Genomic DNA, 22,653 nt, shown 5'->3' with positions numbered 1-22,653 from the left:
GATTTAACTCAGAGCTGACATGTCCGGCAATAGAAGGTCGAGCGTCCGCTCTGTGCGATGCGCTCGATGTGGCCACCGCAGCCGGGCCTCGGGCAAGGTTCGCCCTCGCGGTCGTAGACGGCGAAGGAATGCTGGAAATAGCCCAGCGACCCGTCGGTGTGCATGTAGTCGCGCAGCGAAGACCCGCCGGAGGCGATGGCATCTGATATGACCGATCGGATCGCCTCGGCGAGGCGTTCGCTTTGTTCCCTGGCTTTCTTGGCCGGCTTGGCGATGGTGCCCGCCTCGCGCAAGGGCGACAGGCGAGCGCGCCACAGCGCCTCCGAGACGTAGATATTGCCAAGACCCGCGATCAGCCTCTGATCGAGAAGTGCGGCCTTCAGCGGCGATCTGCGGCCCTTCAGCAACGAGGCGAGCAGCACGCCGTCCAGCGTATTGCCCGTCGGCTCGACGCCCAGTCCGGCCAGCATCGGATGCGTTTCCGGCAGCTCCTCCGCAAACAGCATGAAGCCGAAGCGGCGCGGGTCGTTGAAGATGACGCGGGACCGGGCGCCGGCCGCGGAGACGACATGGAACACGACATGGTCATGCGCCGTGCTTTTCGAGCGTTCATGGTGAAACACTCCCGGTGTCTCGCTGTCGTCGTCCGCCTCGATGCGAAAGGAGCCCGACATGCCGAGATGGCAGATCAGCACCGGGCCGTCCTGCACATGGATGATCAGATATTTGGCCCGGCGGCCGATCGCGGTGATCGTCCTGCCGGTGAGCCGTTCCGAAAACCGCTCGGGAAAGGGGAACCGCAAATCTGGCCGTCGCGCCTCGACCTTGGCCAGGCGGGCGCCTTCCAGGACCGGCTGCAGGCCACGCCGGACCGTTTCGACTTCGGGTAATTCAGGCATGGCCGCCAATCATCGCGTGGAAAGAAGTGCCGTGGTGGCCACGCGCCAGCCCGAGATGCTCAGCGACCGTCTCGCCGATATCGGCGAATGTTGCTCTCAGTCCGATGCCGCCGCCTCTGAAGCCTGGTCCGGTGCCGATAACCGGGATGCGTTCACGCGTGTGATCGGTCCCGCGCCAGGTCGGATCATTGCCGTGATCGGCCGTCAGGATGAGAAGGTCGCCCTGCCGCAGCCGTGCGAATGCCTCCGGCAGTCGCCGGTCGAAGGCCTCAAGCGCGGCGGCATAGCCCGCGACATCGCGGCGATGGCCGAATTCGGTGTCGAAATCGACGAAATTAGCAAAAACGAGATCGCCATCGCCGGCATCGTTCATCGCACCAAGCGCCTTGTCGAACATGGCCATGTTGCCGGCGGCCTTGCGCACTTCCGAAATCCCGCGATGGGCGAAGATGTCGCCGATCTTGCCGACGGCGATGACGCGGCTTCCGCGCGCCGTCAGCCGGTCAAGCAGGGTCGGCTCCGGCGGCGGCACGGCATAGTCATGACGGTTGTAGGTCCGCTGGAAGGTGCCGGCGGTTTCGCCGACGAACGGCCGCGCGATCACCCGCCCGATCCTCAATGGATCAACCAGCCGTCGCACCACCTGGCAGAATTCATAAAGCCGGTCCAACCCGAAATGGACTTCATGCGCCGCGATCTGCAGGACCGAGTCGACTGATGTGTAACAGATCGGCTTGCCGGTGCGGATGTGTTCCTCGCCGAACCGTTCGATGATCTCGGTGCCCGGCGCATGGCAGTTGCCGAGAACGCCCGAAACCTCGCCCTCGCGGATCATCGCCGCGGTCAGATCAGCCGGGAAGGCGGGAACCGTATCCGGGAAATAACCCCAATCGAAGCGCACCGGCAGCCCTGCGATCTCCCAGTGGCCGGAAGGTGTATCCTTGCCGCTCGAAACTTCCTGCGCCGCGCCGTGGAAGGCATTGGCGAGCAGATCCGTCCCGAAATGGGTAAAACCCAATCCTGTCGCCGTCTCGGCTGCCTTGCCGAGCCCGAGCGATGCCATGTGGGGGACAAACAGCGGTCCCTGACGAAGGCCTTCGCGATCCGCACGGCCTTCCACGCAAGCCTCGGCGATGTGCGCGAGCGTGTTGGCGCCGGCATCGCCGTAGCGTTCGGCGTCGGCCGCGCCGCCGATGCCGAAAGAATCCAGGACAAAGAGGAAAGCACGCGCCATCGGGTCATTGTTGCCAGTGTGGACGACCAGACATAGGGTTCCACGGCGGCATTGGCAATTCGGAAACCAAACGGCAATGGCTTGGCGCGATAGTCGGTCCATGTCGCCCGAAAGTGCCCGGCGGTTTTGGGGCAACGACTTGGATAAACACAAAAGGTATTGCGACACGCCGGACATGGGACATGGATCGAGGAAAACAGACGACGGTCTTGTCATGAAAGCTGTGCTGAAGGCGTGCGGCGCCCTCATAGTCGTGCATGGAGCGCTCTGGTCTGGTCCCGCACGAGCCGACTGGCGCGATGATATCGGCACGTTTCGCATAGGCATTGTCGCCGAGCCTGGCGCCGGCAACACCGTTCCGGGGCTGGCTGTGTTGACGGAGGCCTTTACCAATGCGCTTGGCATGAAGGTGGAGTTCGTGGTCGCGCGCGATTATGCAGCATTGATCGAGGCGCAGGCCAATAGCCGCATCGAATATGCCATCTATTCGGCGACCGCCTACGCCACGGCGCTGCAACGCTGCGGCTGCGTCGAGCCGCTCGTGGCTCCGGTCGATTCCAACGGCGCGGCCGGCATTCGTTCCGTCCTGTTGACCAGGAACGGCAAGCTGCCGGATCTGGCGGCGATGGCGACGCACCGGATCGCCATGCCACCGCAAGACAGCATCGGTGGCGCGCTTTTGCCGCTGGCGGGGCTCGCCGCCGAGCATGTCGCGATCGCGGATGACTCACCGTTTCTGGTCCATGCCGATTCAGCGTCGGCGGCGGAAAAAATGTTCTTCGACGGTCAGGCCGACGCTGTGTTCGGTTGGGTGACGGCCACAGTCGACGGCCAGCCATTATTGTCTGATGGCACGCAGGCAAGGCTCGAATTGGCCGGTCTTTCGCCGTCGGCTTTCCAGGTTGTGTGGACGTCGCCCTTGCTGAGATACGGTCCCCATACCGTGCGCAGTGATCTCGACCCTGAAGCCAAGCGTCGGCTGACCGTGTTCCTCACCAACCTCAAATCGACGACGCCGGATGTCTACGATCTCCTGGAATCGAAACATTCCGGCGGCTTCGCAACCGTGGCTCCGAAGGATTATGCGACGGCGGAAGCCATCGTGCGCCTGGTGTCGGCCAATAGTGGGCAGCAATGAAAAGTCTTCAGCAATCGCCGCAGGGGATGGTCAGGCTTCGGCGCGGGCGCAGATAGTAGGTCTCGCCCATCGAGATCGTGGTGGTCAGCGACGGGGTCAATCCGAGCTTTTGCTTGGTGTCCGACTGCCAGTTGATAATTGGCGCATAGGCGAGATTGCTGTCGACGCGGATAAGGAATGTGCCGGCCACCTTGAGCGTTGCCGGAACCGTCGTCGCGGTACCCGCGGTGGCACCGACGCTGTTGACGCCGCCCACCACCTTGCGCGACCAGACCACCAAGACCTTGACCGGGTTATCGGTGGTGACCTGTATCGCGGTGATGGTGATGTTTGGCGTCGAGCGGTTGTAGGGCTGGATGGTTGACGTGCCGATCTGCATGATGGCATCGAGATCCGCCTTGACGATGGTCGACTGCTGCGTGATGAGATCGGCGACCATGCTGCCGATGCGGCTGACCTTCTTGCTGGTCTCGATGGCCTGCGAAGCCTCCATTGTCATGAAGTACATGACCAGCAGGATCGGCACGATCAGAGCGAATTCGACCGCCGCCACGCCACGGCGATTGGAGCAGAATCCCGCTGCCTTGCTCCAGAGTCCCGCAATTCCCGGATGTGCCCCCGCACGCATCATGCCCATTGCCTTTTTTCTTGTTGGTGTCTGCGAATTCAATTGTCGAACGGTTCGTTCTGCCAGGTCACGGACGCAAAGTGCAGCGTCCTGCCGCCACTCAGATTGGCCATCGACTTCGCCATCAGATCGGTCATGACGGGCCATTTGTAGAAGACCCGCAGCATGTTTCTCGATTCCGCCGGACCCGGCGAGTTGGCGAAAGTCTGTGAACTCGTGCCTTGCATCAGCACGACATCGCCGTTTTGGATCTGGAAGCTCGCCGTGGCCGCGTCGGCGAAAGTCGTATACTGGCGCAGGTCCACCAGCAGCTGTTGTGGGCAATCCGTGGAGACGATGATCTCCAGTTTGCCGCAGATCAGGGTCGTCAATTTGGTCCCGGCGACATCGGCCGGCCTCAACTGGCCGGTGCGCAACTGGCGCGCGACATCGTCGGTGATGTTGGCCATCACTTCCTGGCCGGCAAATGAGATGCAGCTTTCAAGGATGGCGAAGACGAGGAGGGCGAACGGCAATGCCAGCAGCGCGAACTCCAGCGCCGTGGCGCCTCGCCTGTCGCGAATGAAACGTCTGAAAAAACTGGCGCGCTCCACCTTGCGCTGACCTGTCGAGCCGAATTCCTTGCCCATACCCTGTTCCTGCCACCCCTGGACGGTTCCGACAGGTGTATTAGCGCAAACCAATTGAGGTCCGGTGTGAATGATCGTTAAAGTCGGCGCGGGCGTTTTAACCAGCCGGTAACTCGCACGACAGTCGGCGCCGGCTATTTGCTGCCACTCATCTCGTTTTCGGAGGATTTTTCGGCCTCGCTCTTATAGGAGCTTTCGCAATAGGGCGTGCAGGACATGGTCTGGACCTCGGCACGCCGGTAGATGCGGACCGATGAAGCTGCCTGCCGCACGACGGTGACCTGCGCGTCGACGATCGGGCTGCCCTCCTGGTCGAGGACGACGAGATTGGTGACACCGAAACCCTTGCCGGTGAGCACGATCGTCGAGGCGTCCTGGACGGAGGCATCGGCGATTGCCGGGTTGCCGACGACGATCGTGTCGGCGGGGCGCGACAATTTCACGATCTTGGCCTGATTCATTGTGACCTCGATGCCGGCGCCGGCCCTGGCGGGCGTGATCAGGCTTGTGGCGGCAAGAAGTGCGGCAATCAGGATTGAGGATCTCGGCACGGCCATCAAGGCGCTCCACGCAAGCAGACTGTTCAACAGAACATGAACGAGATTGGTGAACCAACGGTTAAGCCGGCTTGCCGCCACCGGATGCAGCGACCGGCATGGCCGCTCGCATGGCCGGATTCGCGCGGGGCCGCGAACTTCCGTGAGTCCTTGCCTTTTGCGGCGTTGGCCTGGGGAACGGTATTTTAGCCAGCGCTTAGTATGGGGTTAACCACGCAATATGTTCGAGCCGGGAAAGGAATCGGTAAGGCTGTTTATTAAGCCGATCGAAAGAGCTTCTTCCTAGATTGGCAGCATCCGATCAACCACCACAGAAGTTGACGGAAGTGCTGTAACACGTGGAGTAGGAGCTCTCAAATGTCTAACCTTTTTGCACGTTTCGTGAAGGACGAATCCGGCGCGACCGCCATCGAATATGGTCTGATCGCCGCCCTCATCGCGCTCGCCATCATCACCGGCGCTGGCGCACTCGGCAACGCAATCAACGCCAAGTTCACGGCTATCGGCACCACGCTGAACTCCAGCGGCGGCTGATACTTACGATTGATCGCACATAGCGTTCTGGGCAGGGGCCGCCACATGGCGGCCCCTGTTTTTATGCTGATTGTTTTGGCGCAGCAAAACCAGTCGCCTTTTCGTCACGGGTCTCATCAATCGTTAATCGAGCCAAGCTAGATTGAGCCCCATCAATTTCGGACAATAGGCATGAGCGCCGATGCTTGAAGCCCTGATCTTTGTCGTCTTTCCATTCTGCATGCTGTTTGCCGCGATCTCCGACATGCTGTCGATGACGATTGCCAACCGCGTGTCAGTGCTGCTTGTCGTCGTCTTCGCGCTGGTTGCGCCGCTGACGGGTATGGAATGGGCGGCGTATGGTTTGCACTTCGCCGCCGGCGCCCTGGTCCTGACCGTGACGTTCGGCCTGTTCGCGATGGGTGGCATGGGTGGGGGCGATGCCAAGCTGCTGGCCGCCACGGCCGTGTGGATGGGGCTCAATATCCAACTCGTCCAATATCTCGTGGCCTCGACATTGATCGGCGGCCTGCTCACAATCGCCATCCTGCTTTACCGGAAGTCGCCGCTGGCTGCTTTTACTGGCCAAAATCCGTTCCTGCGTCATTTCGCGGATGAGAAGACCGGCGTTCCCTACGGGATCGCGCTCGGCCTTGGCGGGCTGCTGACTTATCCGGATTCGCCTTTGATGGTGTGGGCGCTGGCAAGGCTGGCGAGCTGAGCTCGATCCAATTTATTTTTCTGGTTCTCTTCTGCCGGATACGCCTTGAAGAGGGGAAAGCTGGCGGCGTTGCTGGGTCGCGGCATGATGCAGCTAATTTATGTAAACCTTAAATTAATCACGATCGTAAGCATTGCATTAACCTTGTTTTGACGATTGCCGCTGCACAGTCCGGCCTGGCTACGTGGTTTGCCAAGGGCGAGGGTTCGGACAGATGCCAGCATCCCGATTGATCATTCTGAGCGTGGCGGTGGCCGCGGCGGGTGGTGCTGGCTATGTCGCGAAGAACATGGTCGCCACGCCACCGCCCCAGATCGTCGTCGATTCCGGCCCCCAGGCCCCCGCGGTGGCCCTGCAGGATGTGCTCGTGCTCTCGGGCGATGTCATGATGGGCAATGCACTCGAGAACAACATCACCTGGCAAGCGTGGCCGGCTGACGGCCTCAACCCGAATTTCATCACCAAGGCCACGGCTCCCGACGCCCTGGAGAAACTGAAGGGGTCGATTGCCCGTGTGCCGATGTATGCGGGTGAGCCCGTGCGGCGTTCCAAGCTGATCGGCGAGGGACAGAGCTTCATGTCTTCCATCCTGCCGTCCGGGATGCGGGCGGTCGCCACGACCATATCGGCCGACACCTCGGCCGGCGGCTTCATCCTTCCAAACGATTACGTCGACGTCATCATGACCCGCAGGGCGGATGCCAACAGCGGCAGCACTGGCTTCAACACCGAAACCATCCTCAAGAACATCCGTGTCCTGGCGATCGACCAGACGATCCAGGAAGACGAGGAGGGCAAGAAGACCAGGGTGGGCCAGACCGCCACGCTGGAACTGACGCCCAAACAGGCGGAGATCATCACCGTCGCCCAGCAGATGGCGGATCGCCTGACACTGGCGCTGCGGGCGGTCGCGGACACCCAGGAAAAGAATGTGGGCGAAGCCGACTATCTCGTTTCCGGCAATGGCCGCAAGGGGACAGTGAGACTGATCAAGTCGGGTGAAGTCTCCGAAGTAGGGGCAAGGAAATGAGGTTAAGCGGTAAACTGCCGGCAATCGTAGCCACAGCACTCAGTCTTCTGATCGTCGGAACGAATGTGCAGGGCGTTGTCGAGGCGAAGAATACGCAGGTGACGGCGACGACAGCCAGCCAGCGCGTCAAGCTTGGCCTCAACAAATCGGTGGTCATCGACCTGCCGAGCGATGCCTACGACATTCTTGTCGCCAACCCGACCGTTGCCGATGCGGTGACCCGCACCGCAAGGCGTATCTACCTGTTCGGCAAAGCGGTCGGCGAGACCAACATCTTCGTCTTCGGTCCAAACGGCGAACAGATCGCCAGCCTGGATCTGGCCGTCGAGCGCGACGTCGCCGGCCTGGAGGACTACATCAAGCGCTTCCTTCCGACGGCGGCCGTCAAGGTCGAACTGCTGAATGACAATGTGATCTTGACGGGAACCGTCGACACGCCGCTGGACGCGAAACGGGCGGTCGACCTGGCGACGATCTTCGTCTCGGGCGGTGAAGCAACGACCGGACAATATTCGCAGACCGCGGCCGGCGGCTCGGCTCAGAGCGGCGTCGACATCAACAACCCAGACCAGGAGCGCCGTACCAGCAAGATCGTCAACCTGCTGCAGATCATCGGCGACGATCAGGTCACGCTGAAAGTGACGGTCGCTGAAGTCAGCCGATCGGTGATGAAGCAACTCGGCGTCAACATGATCGGCAGCGGCGGCAGCAACGGCATCAGCTATGGCGCGATCAGCGACAATTTCACTGGATTGGGCACGGAGTTGTCGAATTCGGGCTTCGGCATCGGCAACTCGGCGCTGAAGGCCTATGTCAACGCCATGGAGCAATCCGGCGTCATGAAGACGCTGGCTGAACCGACCTTGACCGCCGTGTCCGGCGAGAAAGCCACATTTAAGGTGGGGGGCGAGTACAACATGGTGACCGGGGTCAGCGCCAACGTATCCACCGACAACCAGACGGGTCTGACGACCTACAACATCCAAAAGATAGAGTATGGCATCGGTCTGGAATTCCAGCCGGTGGTTTTGTCTCCCGGCCGCATCAGCCTGAAGGTCAGAACCTCGGTTTCCGAGCCGACGACCGAAGGAGCGGTCGCGCTTTCCGCTGGCGGGAAAACCCCCGGCACGAATATCCTCTCGTTGCGCAAGCGCCTTGCCGATACGACGGTCGAGCTGCCCTCCGGCGGTTCCATGATGATCGCCGGCCTGGTTCGCGACGATGTCAGGCAGGCTGTCAATGGCTTGCCGGGACTGACGAAGATCCCCGTGCTTGGCGCGCTCTTCCGCAGCCGGGATTTCGTGCGCAACGAAAGCGAGCTCGTCATCATCATCACGCCCTATTTGACGAAGCCGGTGGCACGCAACGATCTCGCCAAGCCGGACGACAATTTCAATCCTCCGAGCGACGGCGCCGGCATGTTCCTGGGCAAGGTCAATCGCGTCTACGGCACCATGCAGACCGACAAGCCCAACGGCCGCTACCACGGCGTTGTCGGCTTCATCTACAAGTGAATGGGGAAGCGGACATGTTTCAGTCAGCGTTGAAGACAAGGACCATCGCCACCACGATGCGCTCCAGCCATTCGCGGACCGGCCTGAGGGCGCTCCCCCTCATGGCGGTGGCGTTGACGGCTCTGCTGGCCGGTTGCGCCCAGCGCGACAGCATCACCGTCGGCGCCATTCCGGACGATTATCGCACCACCCATCCCATCGTCATCGCCGAGAAGAACGAGAAGATCGACCTTCCGGTCGGCGCCGGCGACCGCGGCATGACCGGCTCGCAGCGCGACACGCTTCTCGGTTTCCTTGATGGCTATGACAAGAGTGCCGCTCCGACATTGACGATCCAGATTCCGAACGGATCGGCCAATGAGGTCGCCGCGACGGCCGCCGGCCGCGATTTCGCCAGGCTCGCGGTCGCAAGCGGCGTCAAGCGCAACCGGATCGTCGTGGTCTCCTATCAAGCTGGATCGAGCGAGACATCCGCCCCGGTTCGCGTCTCGTATATCGCTGTGAGAGCCCAGACCGACAAATGCGGACGCTGGCCCGATGACCTCACCGAGACGTCGGAAAACAAGCACTACGCCGACTTCGGCTGCTCCTATCAGAACAATCTTGCCGCCCAGATGGCCAACCCGGGCGATCTGCTCGGGCCTCGGAAGCAAACCACCATCGACGCGGAAAATCGTGGCGCGGTGATCGATGTCTACCGCGGCAGGGGCATTTCAGGTGAATTCCTCGGCAATTCGGAAGTGACCTACTAAGCCGCCCCTTGGGAAGAGAAGTCGCGCAAAGAGCAGGCCACGGAAAGAGCATGACGATGAGCAATCTTGCCTATGACGCCACCGTGGACGGCGGGGACACCTCGCCGCAGGACATCGCTGCGATGCAGGCGTTGCGGCCGGTGCCGCGCATCTCGATCCAGGCATTCTGCGAGACGGAAGGCGTTGCCAATCCGGTCGAGCGCGCCGGCGAGGACCGCCGCATGACCAAGGCGCATCTCAAGGTCCATATGGGCGGCATTCCCACGGCAATCGAGTTCTATCAGTCGGCACCGACGCCGAACCTGATCCTGCTCGAGTCACGCAGCGAGCCCAAGCAACTGCTCGAGCAGCTCGCCCAGCTCTCGGAATACTGTGACCCATCCTCGAAAGTGGTGGTGATCGGCCACTACAATGATGTCGGTCTCTATCGGGAACTGATCCGCTCCGGGATCTCCGAATATGTCATCGCGCCGGTGTCGATGGCCGACATTGTCAGTGTCATATCGTCGATTTTCGTCGATCCGGAAGCGGAGCCGCTCGGCCGCTCGATCGCCTTCGTTGGTGCCAAGGGCGGCGTCGGCTCCTCAACCATCGCTCACAATGTGGCCTGGGCGATGTCCTCCCTGTTCAAATCCGAGGTGGTCGTTGCCGACCTCGACCTTGCCTTCGGCACGGCCAACATCAATTTCGATCAGGATCCGGCTCAGGGCATCGCCGAAGCGGTGTTTTCGCCCGAGCGGGTCGACGAAGTTTACCTAGACCGGCTGCTGACTCAGTGCGCCGAGCACCTGTCGCTGCTGGCGGCGCCCTCGACACTGGAACGCGTCTACGACTTCGATCCGGACGCCTTCGCGCAGCTTGTCGATGTCGCGCAGCGCAGCGTGCCGCTGCTGGTGCTGGACGTTCCCCATGTCTGGACGGGCTGGGCCAAGAACACGTTGGTCAAGGCCGACGAGATCGTCATCACGGCGACGCCGGAACTGGCCAATCTGCGCAACACCAAGAACCTGGTCGACATGCTGAAGCGGCTTCGTCCCAACGACCCGCCGCCGAAGCTGATCATCAACCAGGCCGGCATCCCCAAGCGGCCGGAAATCTCACCGTCCGATTTCGCCGAGCCGCTCGGCCTGATGCCGATGTCGGTCATCGGCTTCGATCCGCTATTGTTCGGCAATGCCGCCAACAACGGGCGCATGCTTGGCGAGATGGATGCCAAGAACCCGGTTGTAGCCATGATCAACGAGATTGCCCATGTGCTGACCGGCCGCAGTGAGATCAGGTCGAAAAAGAAGGCTGGCCTGGGCAGTCTGCTCGGCAAGCTTTCACGCAACAAGAAGTGACGCAGTGGGGTCGGTAGTCGATCATGTTCGGTAAAAGAGGCAACGACGACGGCAACCGGTTCACGCCGGAATTCCGCCAGCCAGCACCGACGCCATCCGTGCCGCCGCCCGCGGGTTCGGCGGATACGGCGGTTCTTGCCCGGCCTGTGGCAGCGCCGCAGCCGAGCACGCCTGTCGCACCACCGGCTCGCCGCGCCGTCGAGGCGCCGCCCATCGCGCAGGACTCGAAGCGAGGCCGCGAAAAGAGCGAAACCTACTACGACACCAAGAGCCAGGTCTTCTCCGCACTCATCGACACGATCGATCTGTCGCAGCTCTCCAAGCTTGAGCCCGAAAGCGCACGCGAGGAAATCCGCGACATCGTCAATGACATCATCGCGATCAAGAATTTCGCGATGTCGATTGCCGAGCAGGAGGAACTGCTCGAGGACATCTGCAACGACGTGCTTGGCTATGGGCCGCTCGAGCCATTGCTCGCCCGCGACGACATCGCCGACATCATGGTCAACGGCTCGAAGAACGTCTACATCGAAGTCAACGGCAAGGTCGAGCAGACCGGAATCCGCTTCCGCGATAACCAGCAGCTCCTCAACATTTGCCAGCGCATCGTCAGCCAGGTCGGCCGGCGCGTCGACGAATCGAGCCCGATCTGCGACGCGCGTCTTCCAGACGGCTCCCGCGTCAACGTCATCGCGCCACCGCTTTCCATCGACGGGGCCACGCTCACCATCCGCAAGTTCAAAAAGGACAAGCTGACTCTCGATCAGCTGGTCAAGTTCGGCGCCATCTCGCCGCAGGGCGCCGAAGTTCTCAAGATCATTAGCCGTGTCCGCTGCAACATCGTCATCTCGGGCGGCACCGGCTCCGGCAAGACGACGCTGCTCAACTGCCTGACCAACTACATCGACCGCGAGGAGCGCGTCATCACCTGCGAGGACTCGGCCGAACTGCAGCTGCAGCAGCCGCATGTCGTGCGCCTCGAAACCCGCCCGCCAAACCTCGAAGGCGAAGGCGAAGTGACGATGCGCGACCTGGTCAAGAACTGCCTGCGCATGCGGCCCGAACGCATCATCGTCGGCGAAGTGCGTGGACCCGAAGTGTTCGACCTCCTCCAGGCGATGAACACCGGCCATGACGGCTCGATGGGAACGATCCACTCGAACAGCCCGCGCGAATGCCTGAACCGTATCGAATCCATGATCGCCATGGGCGGCTATTCCCTGCCGCAGAAAACCGTGCGCGAAATCGTCGTCGGCTCGATCGACGTGATCATCCAGGCGGCGCGTCTGCGTGACGGATCGCGCCGCATCACCCACATCACCGAGGTGATCGGAATGGAAGGCGACGTCATCATAACGCAGGACATCGTCCTCTATAACATCAAGGGTGAGGACGCCAACGGCAGGCTGATGGGCGAGCATGTATCGACCGGCATTGGTCGTCCGCATTTCTGGGAACGCGCCCGTTACTATGGCGAGGAGCAGCGCCTCGCCAAAGCACTTGAGGCGATGGAGAAACGCGCTGACTGACGCATTCGCAGGCGTGAAGGTTCTGGTTGATGTTTGGAATTGACGGCACCGTATTGGCGTTTGTCGTGCTCGCTGGCTTCAGCGCCGGCGCGGTTGCCTATGCGTTCCTGTTCACCCAGATCAGCAATGAGAAACAGGCCGGCAAGCGGCTTGAAACAATCAAGGCCGCGGAGACGGACCGGTCCATCGTTACGGCCACGCGCGACCGCGCGGCGGACGCGGCCAAGCGCCGCAAATCGGTCCAGGATTCGCTGAAGGAACTAGACGAGAAGCAGAGGACCAAGGACAGCGCCGTCAAGAAGCCGCCGCTGAAGGCCCAGCTGCGGCAGGCTGGAATGAAGGTTACGATCGAGCGCTTCTACATTTATTCCGCCATATGCGGAATAGCGCTAGCGGTGCTCGCGTTCGTGGCCGGTGCGCCGCTGCTTGTCGTGCCCGGCGTGCTGCTGGCCGGTGCGCTTGGCCTGCCGCGCTGGTTCGTTTCCTTTCGCCGCAAGCGGCGCGTCAAGGCGTTTCTCAATGAATTTCCAAACGCGCTCGACATCATCGTGCGCGCGGTCAAGTCCGGCCTGCCGTTGAACGATGCCGTACGCCTGATCGCCAACGAATCCCCCGAGCCGGTCAAGGGGGAGTTTCGCCGCATCGTCGATTCGCAGCAGATGGGCCTGTCGATCCCCGATGCGACCTTGCGCATGCCCGAAACCATGCCGTGCACCGAGGCGAGTTTCTTCGGCATCGTCATCCAGATCCAGTCGCAGGCCGGCGGCAACCTGTCCGAGGCGCTGGGCAACCTTTCGCGCGTGCTTCGTGATCGCAAGAAGATGAAAGCCAAGGTCCAGGCGCTGTCCATGGAGGCGAAGGCATCCGCTGCCATCATCGGAGCACTGCCCTTCATCGTCGCCTTCCTAGTCTACCTTTCGAGCCCGCTCTACCTGATGCCGCTGTTCAACACCAGCGTCGGCAATCTGATCCTTGGCGTAGCCGCTGTCTGGATGTCGATCGGCATTTTCGTAATGCGCAAGATGATGAATTTCGAAGTCTAGGGCCGCGGCATGAGCGAACAAGTCATCAAGTCACTGACGGACCCCAGCCTCCTGATTGCGCTGCTGGTCGCCATCGCCGTATTCGCCACCGTCTTTACGCTGCTGCCGGCCTTTGGCGGAAACCAGCTCAAGTCACGCATGAAGTCGGTCGCGCTCGAGCGCGATGCGCTTCGCGCCCAGCAACGCGCGCGGCTTGCCAGCGAGGCCGATCGCCGCCGCAAAGGCTTGCGCGAACAGCAGTCAGTCGGCATGCGCAACATCGTCGACCGGCTCGACCTGCGGCGCGCACTGGCCGACGAGAGCACCTTGCAGAAGCTCAAGGTTGCCGGCTTTCGCGGACAGAACCCGCTGACGCGTTTTCTCTTCTTCCGTCTCGTGCTGCCCTTTGTCGGCTTCGCGCTGGGCCTGTTCTACATATTCGTGCTCGGAGGATTGCCGGATAAACCATTGGTCATCCGGTTGTTCGTCTGCGTCCTCGTCGCCTATGGCGGCTTCTACGCGCCGGTCCTCTATGTCAACAACCGCGCCACCAAGCGCAAGAAGTCGATTCAGATGGCGTGGCCGGATGCACTCGACCTGATGCTGATCTGCGTTGAATCAGGCATGTCGGTGGAGGCAGCACTGCGCAAGGTCGCCGACGAGATCGGCGCCCAATCGGTGCCGCTGGCGGAAGAATTCATCCTCACCAACGCCGAGCTTTCCTATTTGCAGGAGCGCAAACAGGCCTACGAAAACCTGGCCAACCGTACCGGCCTGGAATCGGTCAAGTCGGTGTCGCAGGCGCTCGTCCAGGCCGAGCGCTACGGCACACCTGTGGCGCATGCGTTGCGCGTGCTTGCCGCAGAAAGCCGCGACATGCGTATGAACGCCGCCGAGAAAAAGGCCGCCGCCTTGCCGCCCAAGCTCACCGTGCCGATGATCCTGTTCTTCCTGCCGGTGCTTTTTGCCATCATCCTGGGCCCTGCCGGTATCCAGGTCAGCCAGCGCGGCATCTTCGGCGATCATTCTGGGGCGGCAGCGGCAGCCACCCAGTAACGGTACGGCAAATGCAAAAGCCGCGCTGCATGCAGCGCGGCTTTCAACGTCTGTTGGAGAAATCGCCCTGTCAGTTGGTGACCGGCTTCTTCGACTTGTCCTGATCCTTGAGCTGGCTCCAGGCATTCTGCTGGGCCAGCATCTGCCTGAGATAAGCGACGTTGGCCTGTGCCTGTTCGGGCGAGAGTTCCTGCGAGGCGATCTTCTCGGCTTCATCGAAGCGGCCCTGCAGGCCGACGACCAATGCCAGGTTCTGGCGCACACGGCTGTCGGCGCCGAGCTGCTGGGCGGCCGAACGCATATAGGTCTCGGCGGTGCGCAGATCCCCTTCCAGCACATAGGACATGCCGAGATTGGAGAGCACCGAAGGCTCGTTCGGCTTGAGTTCCAGGGCCTTGCGATAATCCTGGCGCGCCTCGTCCTTCTGGCCAAGCTGGTCGAGGATAGCGGCTTCAGCCGACACCAGCTTCCAGTCAGGATATTCCGGCGTCTGCGCGCGTCGCACGGAGTCCAGCGCTGCCTCGAACTGGCCATTGGCGGCCTGCGCCTTGCCGTAGGCGGCAAGCACATCGCGATCCTTTGGATAGACGATCGCCAGCTTGCGCATCACGGCAAGCGACTGGTCGGCGTCGCCGTCCATCTGCAGCGCCGCAGCAAAGTTCGTCGCGGTACGCTTGTCGTTGGGGTTCCTGGCGTAGGCCTGGCCAAGTGCCGCCGTGGCATTGTGCACTTCTCCCGCCGACATGGTGTCCAGCGGCTTGCCGTCGCTGCGGCCGATCGAGCCGGTGGTCATCCTGCTGGTTCCGCATCCGGCGACGCCCGCGGCGAGCGCCAGCATGAGGGCCGTGGTGACCAGCCGTTTTCCCCTGGCATTCATTGTGCGGTTGGTCGGCATCGCTACCTGGGCCTCCATTCATGCGCGCGGCCATTGCGTGGCCATCTTCCCTCCCGCAGAAATATTCTGTTAACCCTAACGGAGAGTTAAGAAGAGCCGACTCACAGCGGTCGGCAGGAGAACATCAAATGCCTGTCGAACTCGTCGAGAAGAAATTGCAAGGCGCGCTGCCGGTGCATCTGGTGGCCCGTGACGGTCTGGAAGCCTCGGGCCTTGCGCCATCAACGGTCACCTGGGCCAGGGCCAACGGTTTTTCCGGTGAGGCAGGCAGGACATTGGTCGTGCCTGCCGAAAACGGCGCGCTTGGGGGCGCGCTGTTCGGTATTGGCGACAGTGCGGATGCACTCGCTCTCGGCGCATTGTCGAAAACCCTGCCGGAAGGCGACTGGCATTTCGCCTCGGCGCCTGCCGAGCCGGAACTCGCGGCAATCGGATTGGCGCTCGGCGGCTATGTCTTCACACGTTACGGCAAGAAGCCGGGCAAGGCGCTGCGCTTCGAGTTGCCGATCGGCGTCGATGCGGCGCGTGTTCGCCGCATCGCCGACGGCGTCTTCCTGGCGCGCGACCTGGTCAACACGCCGACCAGCGATATGGGTCCAGACGATCTGGAGAAGGCTGTGCGGACCCTCGCTGCGGCGCACAAGGCCGAAGTCTCGGTGGTCAAGGGCGACGATCTGCTCACGCAGAATTTCCCGATGATCCACGCCGTAGGCCGCGCATCAACAAGCGCCCCGCGCCTGATAGACATGAGATGGGGATCCGAGAGCGCGCCGAAGGTGACGCTGGTCGGCAAGGGCGTCTGCTTCGACACCGGCGGTCTCGACATCAAGCCTTCATCCGGGATGCTGCTGATGAAGAAGGACATGGGCGGTGCGGCCAATGTCCTGGGCCTGGCCACTATGATCATGGCCGCCGGACTGAACGTGCGGCTGCGGGTGCTGATCCCCGCGGTCGAGAACTCGATCGCCGGCAACGCCTTCAGGCCGGGTGACGTGCTGGCGAGCCGCAAGGGCATCACCGTCGAGATCGGCAACACCGACGCTGAAGGGAGGCTGGTGCTGGGTGATGCCCTTGCGCTGGCCGACGACGAGGAGCCGCAGCTGCTGGCCGACATGGCGACGCTGACCGGAGCCGCCCGTGTCGCGCTTGGCCCCGACCTGCCGCCCTTCTACAGCGCTGACGAGGCGCTGGCCTCGGACTTGGCGGCGGCATCGCTGGCGGTCGAGGATCCGCTGTGGCGCATGCCGCTGTGGCGGCCTTACGAGGCGAAACTGTCGTCGAAGATCGCCGACATCAACAACGTCACCACGGACGGTTTCGCCGGTTCGATCACGGCAGCACTGTTCCTCAAGCGCTTTGTCGAGAAGACGGCGGGCTGGGCGCATTTCGACATCTTCGCCTGGAATCCAGCCGATCGTCCGTATGGCCCCGCCGGTGGCGAAGCCCAGGGTATCAGGGCTTTGGAGCAGGTGATTTCGAGACGTTTTGGCTGAGACCCGCCAACGGAGCCGGCAAATCGCCGAAACTGAAACGGAACCGAAACAATTTGCCGTCATACTGGCGCGATGTCGATTGCGATGCGCCCGAGCCAGGCCTTGCGACTGTGGCAGCAAGTGATGCTGTCGCAGGTGCGCGACGACGCGCCCGATCTGACCATGCGCCAGACGGCGATCCTGTTCACCATCTATCTCGATCCGCCGCCGCACACGGTGCGCGGGCTCGCTGCCCGTCTCAACGTCACCAAGCCGGTCATCACCCGTGCGCTCGACACGATGGGCGCGCTGAAACTGGTGTCGCGCCATCGCGACGAGCTCGACAAGCGCAACGTGCTGATCAAACGCACGGTCGAGGGCGCGCTCTTTGTCGAGCGCTTCGGCGATGGTATCATCGCCAGGGCGCATGAACTGCCGATCTGACCACCAGCATTTGACCGGATTGCCGATTTGACCGCCCACGACGCCCGCCTTCACGCCTTTCGTACCGATCTTGCCGATGCGAGATTGCAAGGAGAGGTCACCGCCGACCGCTTTGTCAGCGGCCAGCCAGTGCGGATCACCGCGCCCGTGGCCGACGTCCGCAAGGCGCCGCGGCCCGATGCCGGCGTCGACACGCAGCTCCTGTTCGGCGATGATGTCCTCGTTTTCGAGGTCGCCGAGGGCTGGGCCTGGGTGCAGGCTGAACGCGACGGCTATGTCGGCTATGTCGCCGACACCATGCTGGGCGGCCGCGACCAGGTGTCCACCCATACCGTCTCGGTCCCCCGCACCTTTCTCTATCCTGGTGCCGACCTGCGCTTTCCGATCGCGGGACGGCTGTCGATGGGATCGACGGTGACGGTGACAGGCGTTGCCGAGACGCGCGGCACGCACTATGCCGTCTTGCCCTCCGGAGAGGCTGTTATCGCGGGTCATCTGCGACCTGTCGACGAGGTCGCTGCCGACTATGTTTCCGTGGCCGAGATGTTTCTCGGCACACCCTATCTCTGGGGCGGTGCATCTGGCTTCGGCATTGACTGTTCGGGCCTGGTGCAACTGGCGATGCGCATGGCCGGCCGGGACGTGCTGCGCGATTCCGACATGCAGGCGGCGACACTTGGCGAGCCAGTCGAGCTTGGCCCGGACTATGTCGGGTTGCGCCGGGGTGACCTCGTCTTCTGGAAAGGCCATGTCGCTGTCATGACCGACGCCGAGACCATGATCCACGCCAATGGCCACACCATGCTGGTCTCGCGCGAAGGGCTGAAGGACGCCATCGCTCGGATAGGCTATCTCTATGGCGGGCCGACGGGGTTCAGAAGGCCGTAGCGCAGTCTCTTCCTTCCCCCCGTCACTATACGGGGAGAAGGTGCTCGAAGGGCGGATGGGGGGCGGAGCTAACGATTGAAGGCTCGCGCTGCCCCTTTGCCTACCGGCATCCTCTCCCCGTAAACGGGGCGAGGGACGCTCCGATCCCCTTTTGTTCCGATTTTTCTTGGCGATTGCCCGCCGCCGCGCTACCTCTGGCGCGTGACAGTTGAGCCGCGCCTTGCCGATCAGAATGCCGCCGTCGTCCTGCCTGAGCCATTCCTCAGATGGTTCGGCGAAAAGGGCTGGTCGCCGCGCGCCCATCAGATCGAACTGCTGGCGAAGGCCCAGGCCGGGCAATCGGTGCTGTTGATCGCCCCGACCGGCGCCGGCAAGACGCTGGCCGGCTTCCTGCCTTCGCTGACCGAACTGGCGGTCAGGCCGAGGCGAAGGCCGGGGCAGGCGCATCGCGGCATCCATACGCTCTATATCTCGCCGCTCAAGGCACTGGCCGTCGACATCGAGCGCAATCTCGGCAAGCCGGTCGAAGAGATCGGGCTGCCCGTCACCGTCGAGACGCGCACCGGCGACACGCCTTCGCACAAACGCCAGCGCCAGAAGCTGGTGCCGCCCGATATTCTCCTCACCACGCCCGAACAACTGGCGCTGCTGATCGCGGCCCCCGATGCCAGGCGCTTCTTCGAGGATCTGCGCTATGTCGTGCTCGACGAATTGCATTCGCTGGTGACATCGAAGCGCGGTCATCTCCTGGCACTCGGTCTGGCGCGGCTGCGCAACTACGTGCCAGACCTGCAAACCATCGGCCTGTCGGCGACGGTGGCCGAGCCCGACGAATTGCGGCGCTGGCTGGTCAGCCAAAATCCAGCAGGCGCGATGGCTGGTCTCATCACTGTCGCTGGCGGCGCAAAGCCCGATATTTCGATCCTGGACTCGCAGGAGCGCGTGCCTTGGTCCGGCCATTCGGCCCGCTACGCCATTCCCGAAATCTATGAAGCGATCAAGCGTCATCGCACGACGCTGCTTTTTGTGAACACCCGCAGCCAAGCCGAACTGCTGTTCCAGGAACTGTGGCGGGCGAACGAGGATTCGCTGCCGATCGCCTTGCATCATGGCTCGCTCGACGTCGGGCAGCGCCGGCGGGTCGAAAAGGCGATGGGCGAGAATGCGCTGCGCGCCATTGTCGCGACCTCGACGCTCGATCTCGGCATTGACTGGGGCGATGTCGATCTGGTCGTGCATGTCGGCGCGCCGAAAGGAGCGAGCCGGCTGGCGCAGCGCATCGGCCGCGCCAACCACCGCATGGACGAGCCTTCGAAAGCGATCCTCATTCCCGCCAACCGTTTCGAGGTGCTGGAATGCCGGGCTGCCCTAGACGCCAACTATCTCGGCGCGCAGGACACGCCACCGCTGATCACCGGCGCGCTCGACGTGCTATCGCAGCACGTGCTGGGCGTCGCCTGCGGCGCGCCTTTCGACGCCGACCATCTGTTCGAGGAGGTGCGCAGCGCCGCCCCCTATGCCGGGCTGGCGCGCGAAACCTTCGACCGTGTCGTCGATTTCGTCGCCACCGGTGGCTATGCGTTGAAGAACTACGAGCGGTACGCGCGTATTCGCAAGACCAAGGATGGGCTGTGGCGCGTCTCGCATCCGCGCATCGCGCAGCAATACCGTCTCAACGTCGGCACCATCGTCGAAATGCCGGAGCTCAATGTCCGCTATGTCCGGCAAGGCCGCGGCATGGCCGGGCGCGGCGGGCCGGTGCTCGGCAAGGTCGAGGAATATTTCGCCGAGACGCTGCGGCCCGGCGACAATTTCCTGTTTGCCGGCAAGGTGCTGCGCTTCGAAGGCATCCGCGAGAACGAATGTGTCGTCTCCAACGGCGCCGGGGCCAACATCATCGTGCCGTCCTATGCCGGCGGCAAGTTTCCGCTGTCGACCTATCTGGCCGACCAGGTGCGCGGCATGCTGGCCGACAGCGATCGCTGGCAGGCGCTGCCCGAACAGGTCGCCGACTGGCTGCGGCTGCAGAAGGAGAAGTCGGTGCTGCCAAAGCGCGGCGACCTTCTGGTCGAGACCTTTCCGCGCGGCAACCGCCACTACATGGTCGCCTATCCCTTTGAAGGCAGGCTGGCGCACCAGACGCTCGGCATGCTTCTGACACGGCGGCTGGAGCGGGCGAACGCCCGTCCACTCGGCTTCGTCGCCACCGACTATTCGCTGGCCGTCTGGGCGCTTGACGACATGGCTGCCTTGTTCAAGGCGAAGAAGCCCTCGCTGGCCGCCCTGTTCGACGAGGACATGCTGGGCGACGATCTCGAAGCCTGGCTGAACGACAGCTGGATGCTGAAGCGAACTTTCCGCACTTGCGCGGTCATTGCCGGGCTGATCGAGAAGCGCTTCCCCGGACAAGAGAAGAGTGGCCGCCAGGTGACGGTCTCCGCCGACCTGATCTATGACGTGCTGCGCAGCCACGAACCGGACCATATCCTGCTGCAGGCGACACGCACCGATGCATCGGCCGGTCTGCTCGATGTCAGCAGACTTGCCGAGATGCTCTCGCGTGTTCGCGGTCGAATCATGCATAAGCATCTTGAGCAGATTTCGCCGCTGGCGGTGCCGATCATGCTGGAGATCGGCAAGGAATCGGTGAACGGCGGCGCCAACGACTCGCTGCTGATGGAAGCCGCCGATCTGGTCGAGGAGGCCATGGGCCAGAGATGAGACTGATTTCGAGATGAATTTTTCGCTGGGGCGCGCATCGCTGATCGCCGAGGCCGATCTTGTCGGCATCGCCGGCGAGCGCGCGGTCTGCGATCCGCGCGGCGTGCTCTATTTCCCGGAACTTCGGCTTCTGGCCGTATCCGACCTGCATCTGGAAAAAGGGTCGTCGCTGGCAAGGCGCGGCTCGCTGATCCCGCCCTACGACACCGGGGCGACCTTGCTGCGGCTGCAGGCGGTCATATCGGACTATCAACCGTCGATCGTCATCAGCCTGGGCGACTCCTTCCATGATGGTGGCGGTGCCGAGCGCATGCATTCGAGTTTTCGCGAGCGGCTGGAAGCGCTGATGGTAGGCCGCCAATGGTTCTGGGTTGCCGGAAATCATGATCCGGAAGCGCCGGCGGACCTGCCGGGCGAAACAGTGCCGGAACTCGCCATCGGCTCGCTGCTGTTCCGGCACGAGCCGTCCAAGGTCCGCGTCGAGGGCGAGATCGCAGGCCATCTCCATCCCTGCGCGCGCATCGTCCAGCGCGGCCGCTCGGTGCGGCGGCGCTGCTTTGCAGGCGATGGCGGGCGCATGATCATGCCGGCCTTCGGTGCCTATACCGGCTCGCTCAATGTGCTTGACCGCGCCTATGCCGGGCTGTTCCGCCTGGAAACGCTGATGGCCTACATGCTTGGCAGCGACCGCATCTTTGCGATCTCCCGCTCGATGCTGCGACCGGGCTGACCTTAACGCCCGTAATACAGGGTAACCGTATGCTTCGCCTCGGCGAAGAACAGCCAGCGCTCGACCAGCATCCCGGCGAACTGTACGATCGCCGCCAGCACCGAAGGCACCGCCGCAAAGGGCCAGGGCAAGGCGAATGTCGCGGCGAGAAGCAGGACTGGCAGGGCGAAGGCCAGAGCCTGTGTGATCTGGCGCAGGCGCGCACTGTGCTTGCGCGCGATGCGAAAGCCCATTTCCTTGAGCAGGTAGTTCTCCTCGGTGTGCGGCCATTCCAGCGACCGCACCGTGCCGCCGGCCAGCCCCGTCGCGGTGTTGGCGGTGGTTGGGATCTCAAGCCGGTCATTGTGCAGCCAGGTCGCGAGTTTCCAGCCCCAGCCCAGCACCGTCAGCAGTACGCACGCCGCCAGAAGCATTTTCGAGCCGATCGCGAAACCCTGGCATAGTGCGTTCAGAAGCACACCGCCGGTCATTGCCGAGAAGATGAGGTACGCCGGCAGTGTGAAGCGGCTGTGCCACTGGGCGATGGGCTTGAGTGACGCATAAATCATGCCGGTGGTGTAAACAGTGACGATCGCACCAACAGCCGCGAGCAGCCCGGCTGCGGACACCCATCCGCCGGTTTTGCCCAGCAGCACCCAGCCGATGCCGAACAGTCCCGCCGGGATGAAGGTAGCGACCGAGGCAACGCCTTCACGCGACAGCCAGGAACTGCGCCACTGCGAGAACGCCCTCCAGGCGCGTTCGGGCCTGCTAAGATGGCCGGTCGACGATAACAGCCCTGCCGCGATCAGGCCGAGCGCCAGCCCTATGCCGATGAGGCCGAGCCAGAAATCGGCCGGGATGATCTGGAACCCGCCGAGCACGCCTAGCAGCGCGAGCAGGCCATAGCCGGCACCCGTGGCGGTGGTGAAGAAGACGACGGAGAAGGCGGGATGCATGGG

22 protein-coding genes are annotated in these 22,653 nt (G+C 62.7%); 15 read left to right on the top strand and 7 right to left on the bottom strand.

All coding sequences use genetic code 11. From position 1 onward, the window contains the following. Nucleotides 1–8: 8 nt before the first annotated feature. Together mutM and A3A9_RS0123705 are read right to left on the bottom strand one after the other, a co-directional pair. Nucleotides 9–899, bottom strand: coding sequence for a bifunctional DNA-formamidopyrimidine glycosylase/DNA-(apurinic or apyrimidinic site) lyase (gene mutM / locus A3A9_RS0123710; protein ID WP_027061009.1), 891 nt, complete (start codon nucleotides 897–899; stop codon nucleotides 9–11). Continuing rightward, entirely contained in the window at nucleotides 892–2,133 is a 1,242-nt protein-coding gene (locus A3A9_RS0123705; protein ID WP_027061008.1) for a phosphopentomutase, read from the bottom strand. Before A3A9_RS0123705 ends, mutM begins: the two co-directional genes overlap by 8 nt. A 214-nt stretch (nucleotides 2,134–2,347) precedes the next feature. Between A3A9_RS0123705 and A3A9_RS0123700 the strand changes: the two genes are divergently transcribed. Next, complete coding sequence (locus A3A9_RS0123700; protein WP_027061007.1) at nucleotides 2,348–3,271, top strand: phosphate/phosphite/phosphonate ABC transporter substrate-binding protein; 924 nt, start codon at nucleotides 2,348–2,350, stop codon at nucleotides 3,269–3,271. 7 nt (nucleotides 3,272–3,278) lie between these two features. Here the strand turns inward: A3A9_RS0123700 and A3A9_RS0123695 are convergent, their stop codons facing one another. The 3 genes from A3A9_RS0123695 to A3A9_RS0123685 all read right to left on the bottom strand — a co-directional run bounded on the left by A3A9_RS0123695 (nucleotide 3,279) and on the right by A3A9_RS0123685 (nucleotide 5,085). Then, the gene (locus A3A9_RS0123695) at nucleotides 3,279–3,902 is read right to left on the bottom strand and encodes a TadE/TadG family type IV pilus assembly protein (protein WP_027061006.1); all 624 of its coding nucleotides are present in this window, start codon (nucleotides 3,900–3,902) and stop codon (nucleotides 3,279–3,281) included. Between the two features lie 35 nt (nucleotides 3,903–3,937). After that, the gene (locus A3A9_RS0123690) at nucleotides 3,938–4,528 is read right to left on the bottom strand and encodes a TadE/TadG family type IV pilus assembly protein (RefSeq protein WP_027061005.1); all 591 of its coding nucleotides are present in this window, start codon (nucleotides 4,526–4,528) and stop codon (nucleotides 3,938–3,940) included. Nucleotides 4,529–4,662: 134 nt separating this feature from the next. Next, nucleotides 4,663–5,085 carry a pilus assembly protein N-terminal domain-containing protein gene (locus A3A9_RS0123685; RefSeq protein WP_027061004.1) on the bottom strand — a complete coding sequence of 141 codons (423 nt, stop codon included), beginning with the start codon at nucleotides 5,083–5,085 and terminating at the stop codon, nucleotides 4,663–4,665. A gap of 357 nt (nucleotides 5,086–5,442) precedes the next feature. On the opposite strand from A3A9_RS0123685, the gene A3A9_RS0123680 reads away from it, so the two are divergent. From A3A9_RS0123680 to A3A9_RS0123640, 9 genes are all read left to right on the top strand, one after another. Then, nucleotides 5,443–5,619 carry a Flp family type IVb pilin gene (locus A3A9_RS0123680; RefSeq protein ID WP_027033013.1) on the top strand — a complete coding sequence of 59 codons (177 nt, stop codon included), beginning with the start codon at nucleotides 5,443–5,445 and terminating at the stop codon, nucleotides 5,617–5,619. Nucleotides 5,620–5,800: 181 nt separating this feature from the next. Beyond that, nucleotides 5,801–6,319, top strand: coding sequence for an A24 family peptidase (locus tag A3A9_RS0123675; protein WP_027061003.1), 519 nt, complete (start codon nucleotides 5,801–5,803; stop codon nucleotides 6,317–6,319). A 214-nt stretch (nucleotides 6,320–6,533) separates the two neighbouring features. Next, complete coding sequence (gene cpaB / locus A3A9_RS0123670; RefSeq protein WP_027061002.1) at nucleotides 6,534–7,349, top strand: Flp pilus assembly protein CpaB; 816 nt, start codon at nucleotides 6,534–6,536, stop codon at nucleotides 7,347–7,349. Beyond that, the gene (locus A3A9_RS0123665) at nucleotides 7,346–8,863 is read left to right on the top strand and encodes a type II and III secretion system protein family protein (protein WP_027061001.1); all 1,518 of its coding nucleotides are present in this window, start codon (nucleotides 7,346–7,348) and stop codon (nucleotides 8,861–8,863) included. The genes cpaB and A3A9_RS0123665 overlap by 4 nt, the downstream gene beginning before the upstream one ends. A gap of 14 nt (nucleotides 8,864–8,877) precedes the next feature. Then, nucleotides 8,878–9,615, top strand: coding sequence for a CpaD family pilus assembly protein (locus tag A3A9_RS0123660; protein ID WP_027061000.1), 738 nt, complete (start codon nucleotides 8,878–8,880; stop codon nucleotides 9,613–9,615). 56 nt (nucleotides 9,616–9,671) lie between these two features. Beyond that, on the top strand, nucleotides 9,672–10,955 hold the full coding sequence (locus A3A9_RS0123655) for an AAA family ATPase (RefSeq protein WP_027060999.1): 1,284 nt from the start codon (nucleotides 9,672–9,674) through the stop codon (nucleotides 10,953–10,955). A 23-nt stretch (nucleotides 10,956–10,978) separates the two neighbouring features. Further along, a complete protein-coding gene (locus tag A3A9_RS0123650; protein WP_027060998.1) occupies nucleotides 10,979–12,484 on the top strand; it encodes a CpaF family protein in 1,506 nt (501 codons plus the stop codon). 29 nt (nucleotides 12,485–12,513) lie between these two features. Further along, nucleotides 12,514–13,527 (top strand): type II secretion system F family protein, encoded by a 1,014-nt coding sequence (locus tag A3A9_RS0123645; protein WP_027060997.1) that lies wholly within the window; start codon nucleotides 12,514–12,516, stop codon nucleotides 13,525–13,527. Between the two features lie 9 nt (nucleotides 13,528–13,536). Next, nucleotides 13,537–14,562 carry a type II secretion system F family protein gene (locus A3A9_RS0123640; protein WP_027060996.1) on the top strand — a complete coding sequence of 342 codons (1,026 nt, stop codon included), beginning with the start codon at nucleotides 13,537–13,539 and terminating at the stop codon, nucleotides 14,560–14,562. A 70-nt stretch (nucleotides 14,563–14,632) separates the two neighbouring features. Here the strand turns inward: A3A9_RS0123640 and A3A9_RS0123635 are convergent, their stop codons facing one another. Next, nucleotides 14,633–15,457 carry a tetratricopeptide repeat protein gene (locus A3A9_RS0123635; RefSeq protein ID WP_027060995.1) on the bottom strand — a complete coding sequence of 275 codons (825 nt, stop codon included), beginning with the start codon at nucleotides 15,455–15,457 and terminating at the stop codon, nucleotides 14,633–14,635. A gap of 128 nt (nucleotides 15,458–15,585) precedes the next feature. On the opposite strand from A3A9_RS0123635, the gene A3A9_RS0123630 reads away from it, so the two are divergent. From A3A9_RS0123630 to pdeM, 5 genes are all read left to right on the top strand, one after another. Beyond that, nucleotides 15,586–16,950 carry a leucyl aminopeptidase family protein gene (locus A3A9_RS0123630; RefSeq protein ID WP_027060994.1) on the top strand — a complete coding sequence of 455 codons (1,365 nt, stop codon included), beginning with the start codon at nucleotides 15,586–15,588 and terminating at the stop codon, nucleotides 16,948–16,950. 72 nt (nucleotides 16,951–17,022) lie between these two features. Then, nucleotides 17,023–17,373 (top strand): MarR family winged helix-turn-helix transcriptional regulator, encoded by a 351-nt coding sequence (locus A3A9_RS0123625; protein WP_010913361.1) that lies wholly within the window; start codon nucleotides 17,023–17,025, stop codon nucleotides 17,371–17,373. A 27-nt stretch (nucleotides 17,374–17,400) separates the two neighbouring features. Then, complete coding sequence (locus A3A9_RS0123620) at nucleotides 17,401–18,261, top strand: C40 family peptidase (RefSeq protein WP_027060993.1); 861 nt, start codon at nucleotides 17,401–17,403, stop codon at nucleotides 18,259–18,261. A gap of 201 nt (nucleotides 18,262–18,462) precedes the next feature. Further along, nucleotides 18,463–20,982 carry a ligase-associated DNA damage response DEXH box helicase gene (locus A3A9_RS0123615; RefSeq protein ID WP_027060992.1) on the top strand — a complete coding sequence of 840 codons (2,520 nt, stop codon included), beginning with the start codon at nucleotides 18,463–18,465 and terminating at the stop codon, nucleotides 20,980–20,982. Between the two features lie 13 nt (nucleotides 20,983–20,995). After that, nucleotides 20,996–21,712, top strand: a complete 717-nt coding sequence (gene pdeM / locus A3A9_RS0123610) for a ligase-associated DNA damage response endonuclease PdeM (RefSeq protein WP_027060991.1) — start codon at nucleotides 20,996–20,998, stop codon at nucleotides 21,710–21,712. A 2-nt stretch (nucleotides 21,713–21,714) separates the two neighbouring features. Here the strand turns inward: pdeM and A3A9_RS0123605 are convergent, their stop codons facing one another. After that, nucleotides 21,715–22,650, bottom strand: coding sequence for a dimethyl sulfoxide reductase anchor subunit family protein (locus A3A9_RS0123605; RefSeq protein WP_027060990.1), 936 nt, complete (start codon nucleotides 22,648–22,650; stop codon nucleotides 21,715–21,717). Nucleotides 22,651–22,653: the final 3 nt, after the last annotated feature.

It is taken from the genome of Mesorhizobium loti CJ3sym, from assembly GCF_000472785.1.
Lineage (GTDB): Bacteria > Pseudomonadota > Alphaproteobacteria > Rhizobiales > Rhizobiaceae > Mesorhizobium > Mesorhizobium loti_E.
This window is presented reverse-complemented; position numbering and strand designations above follow the sequence as displayed.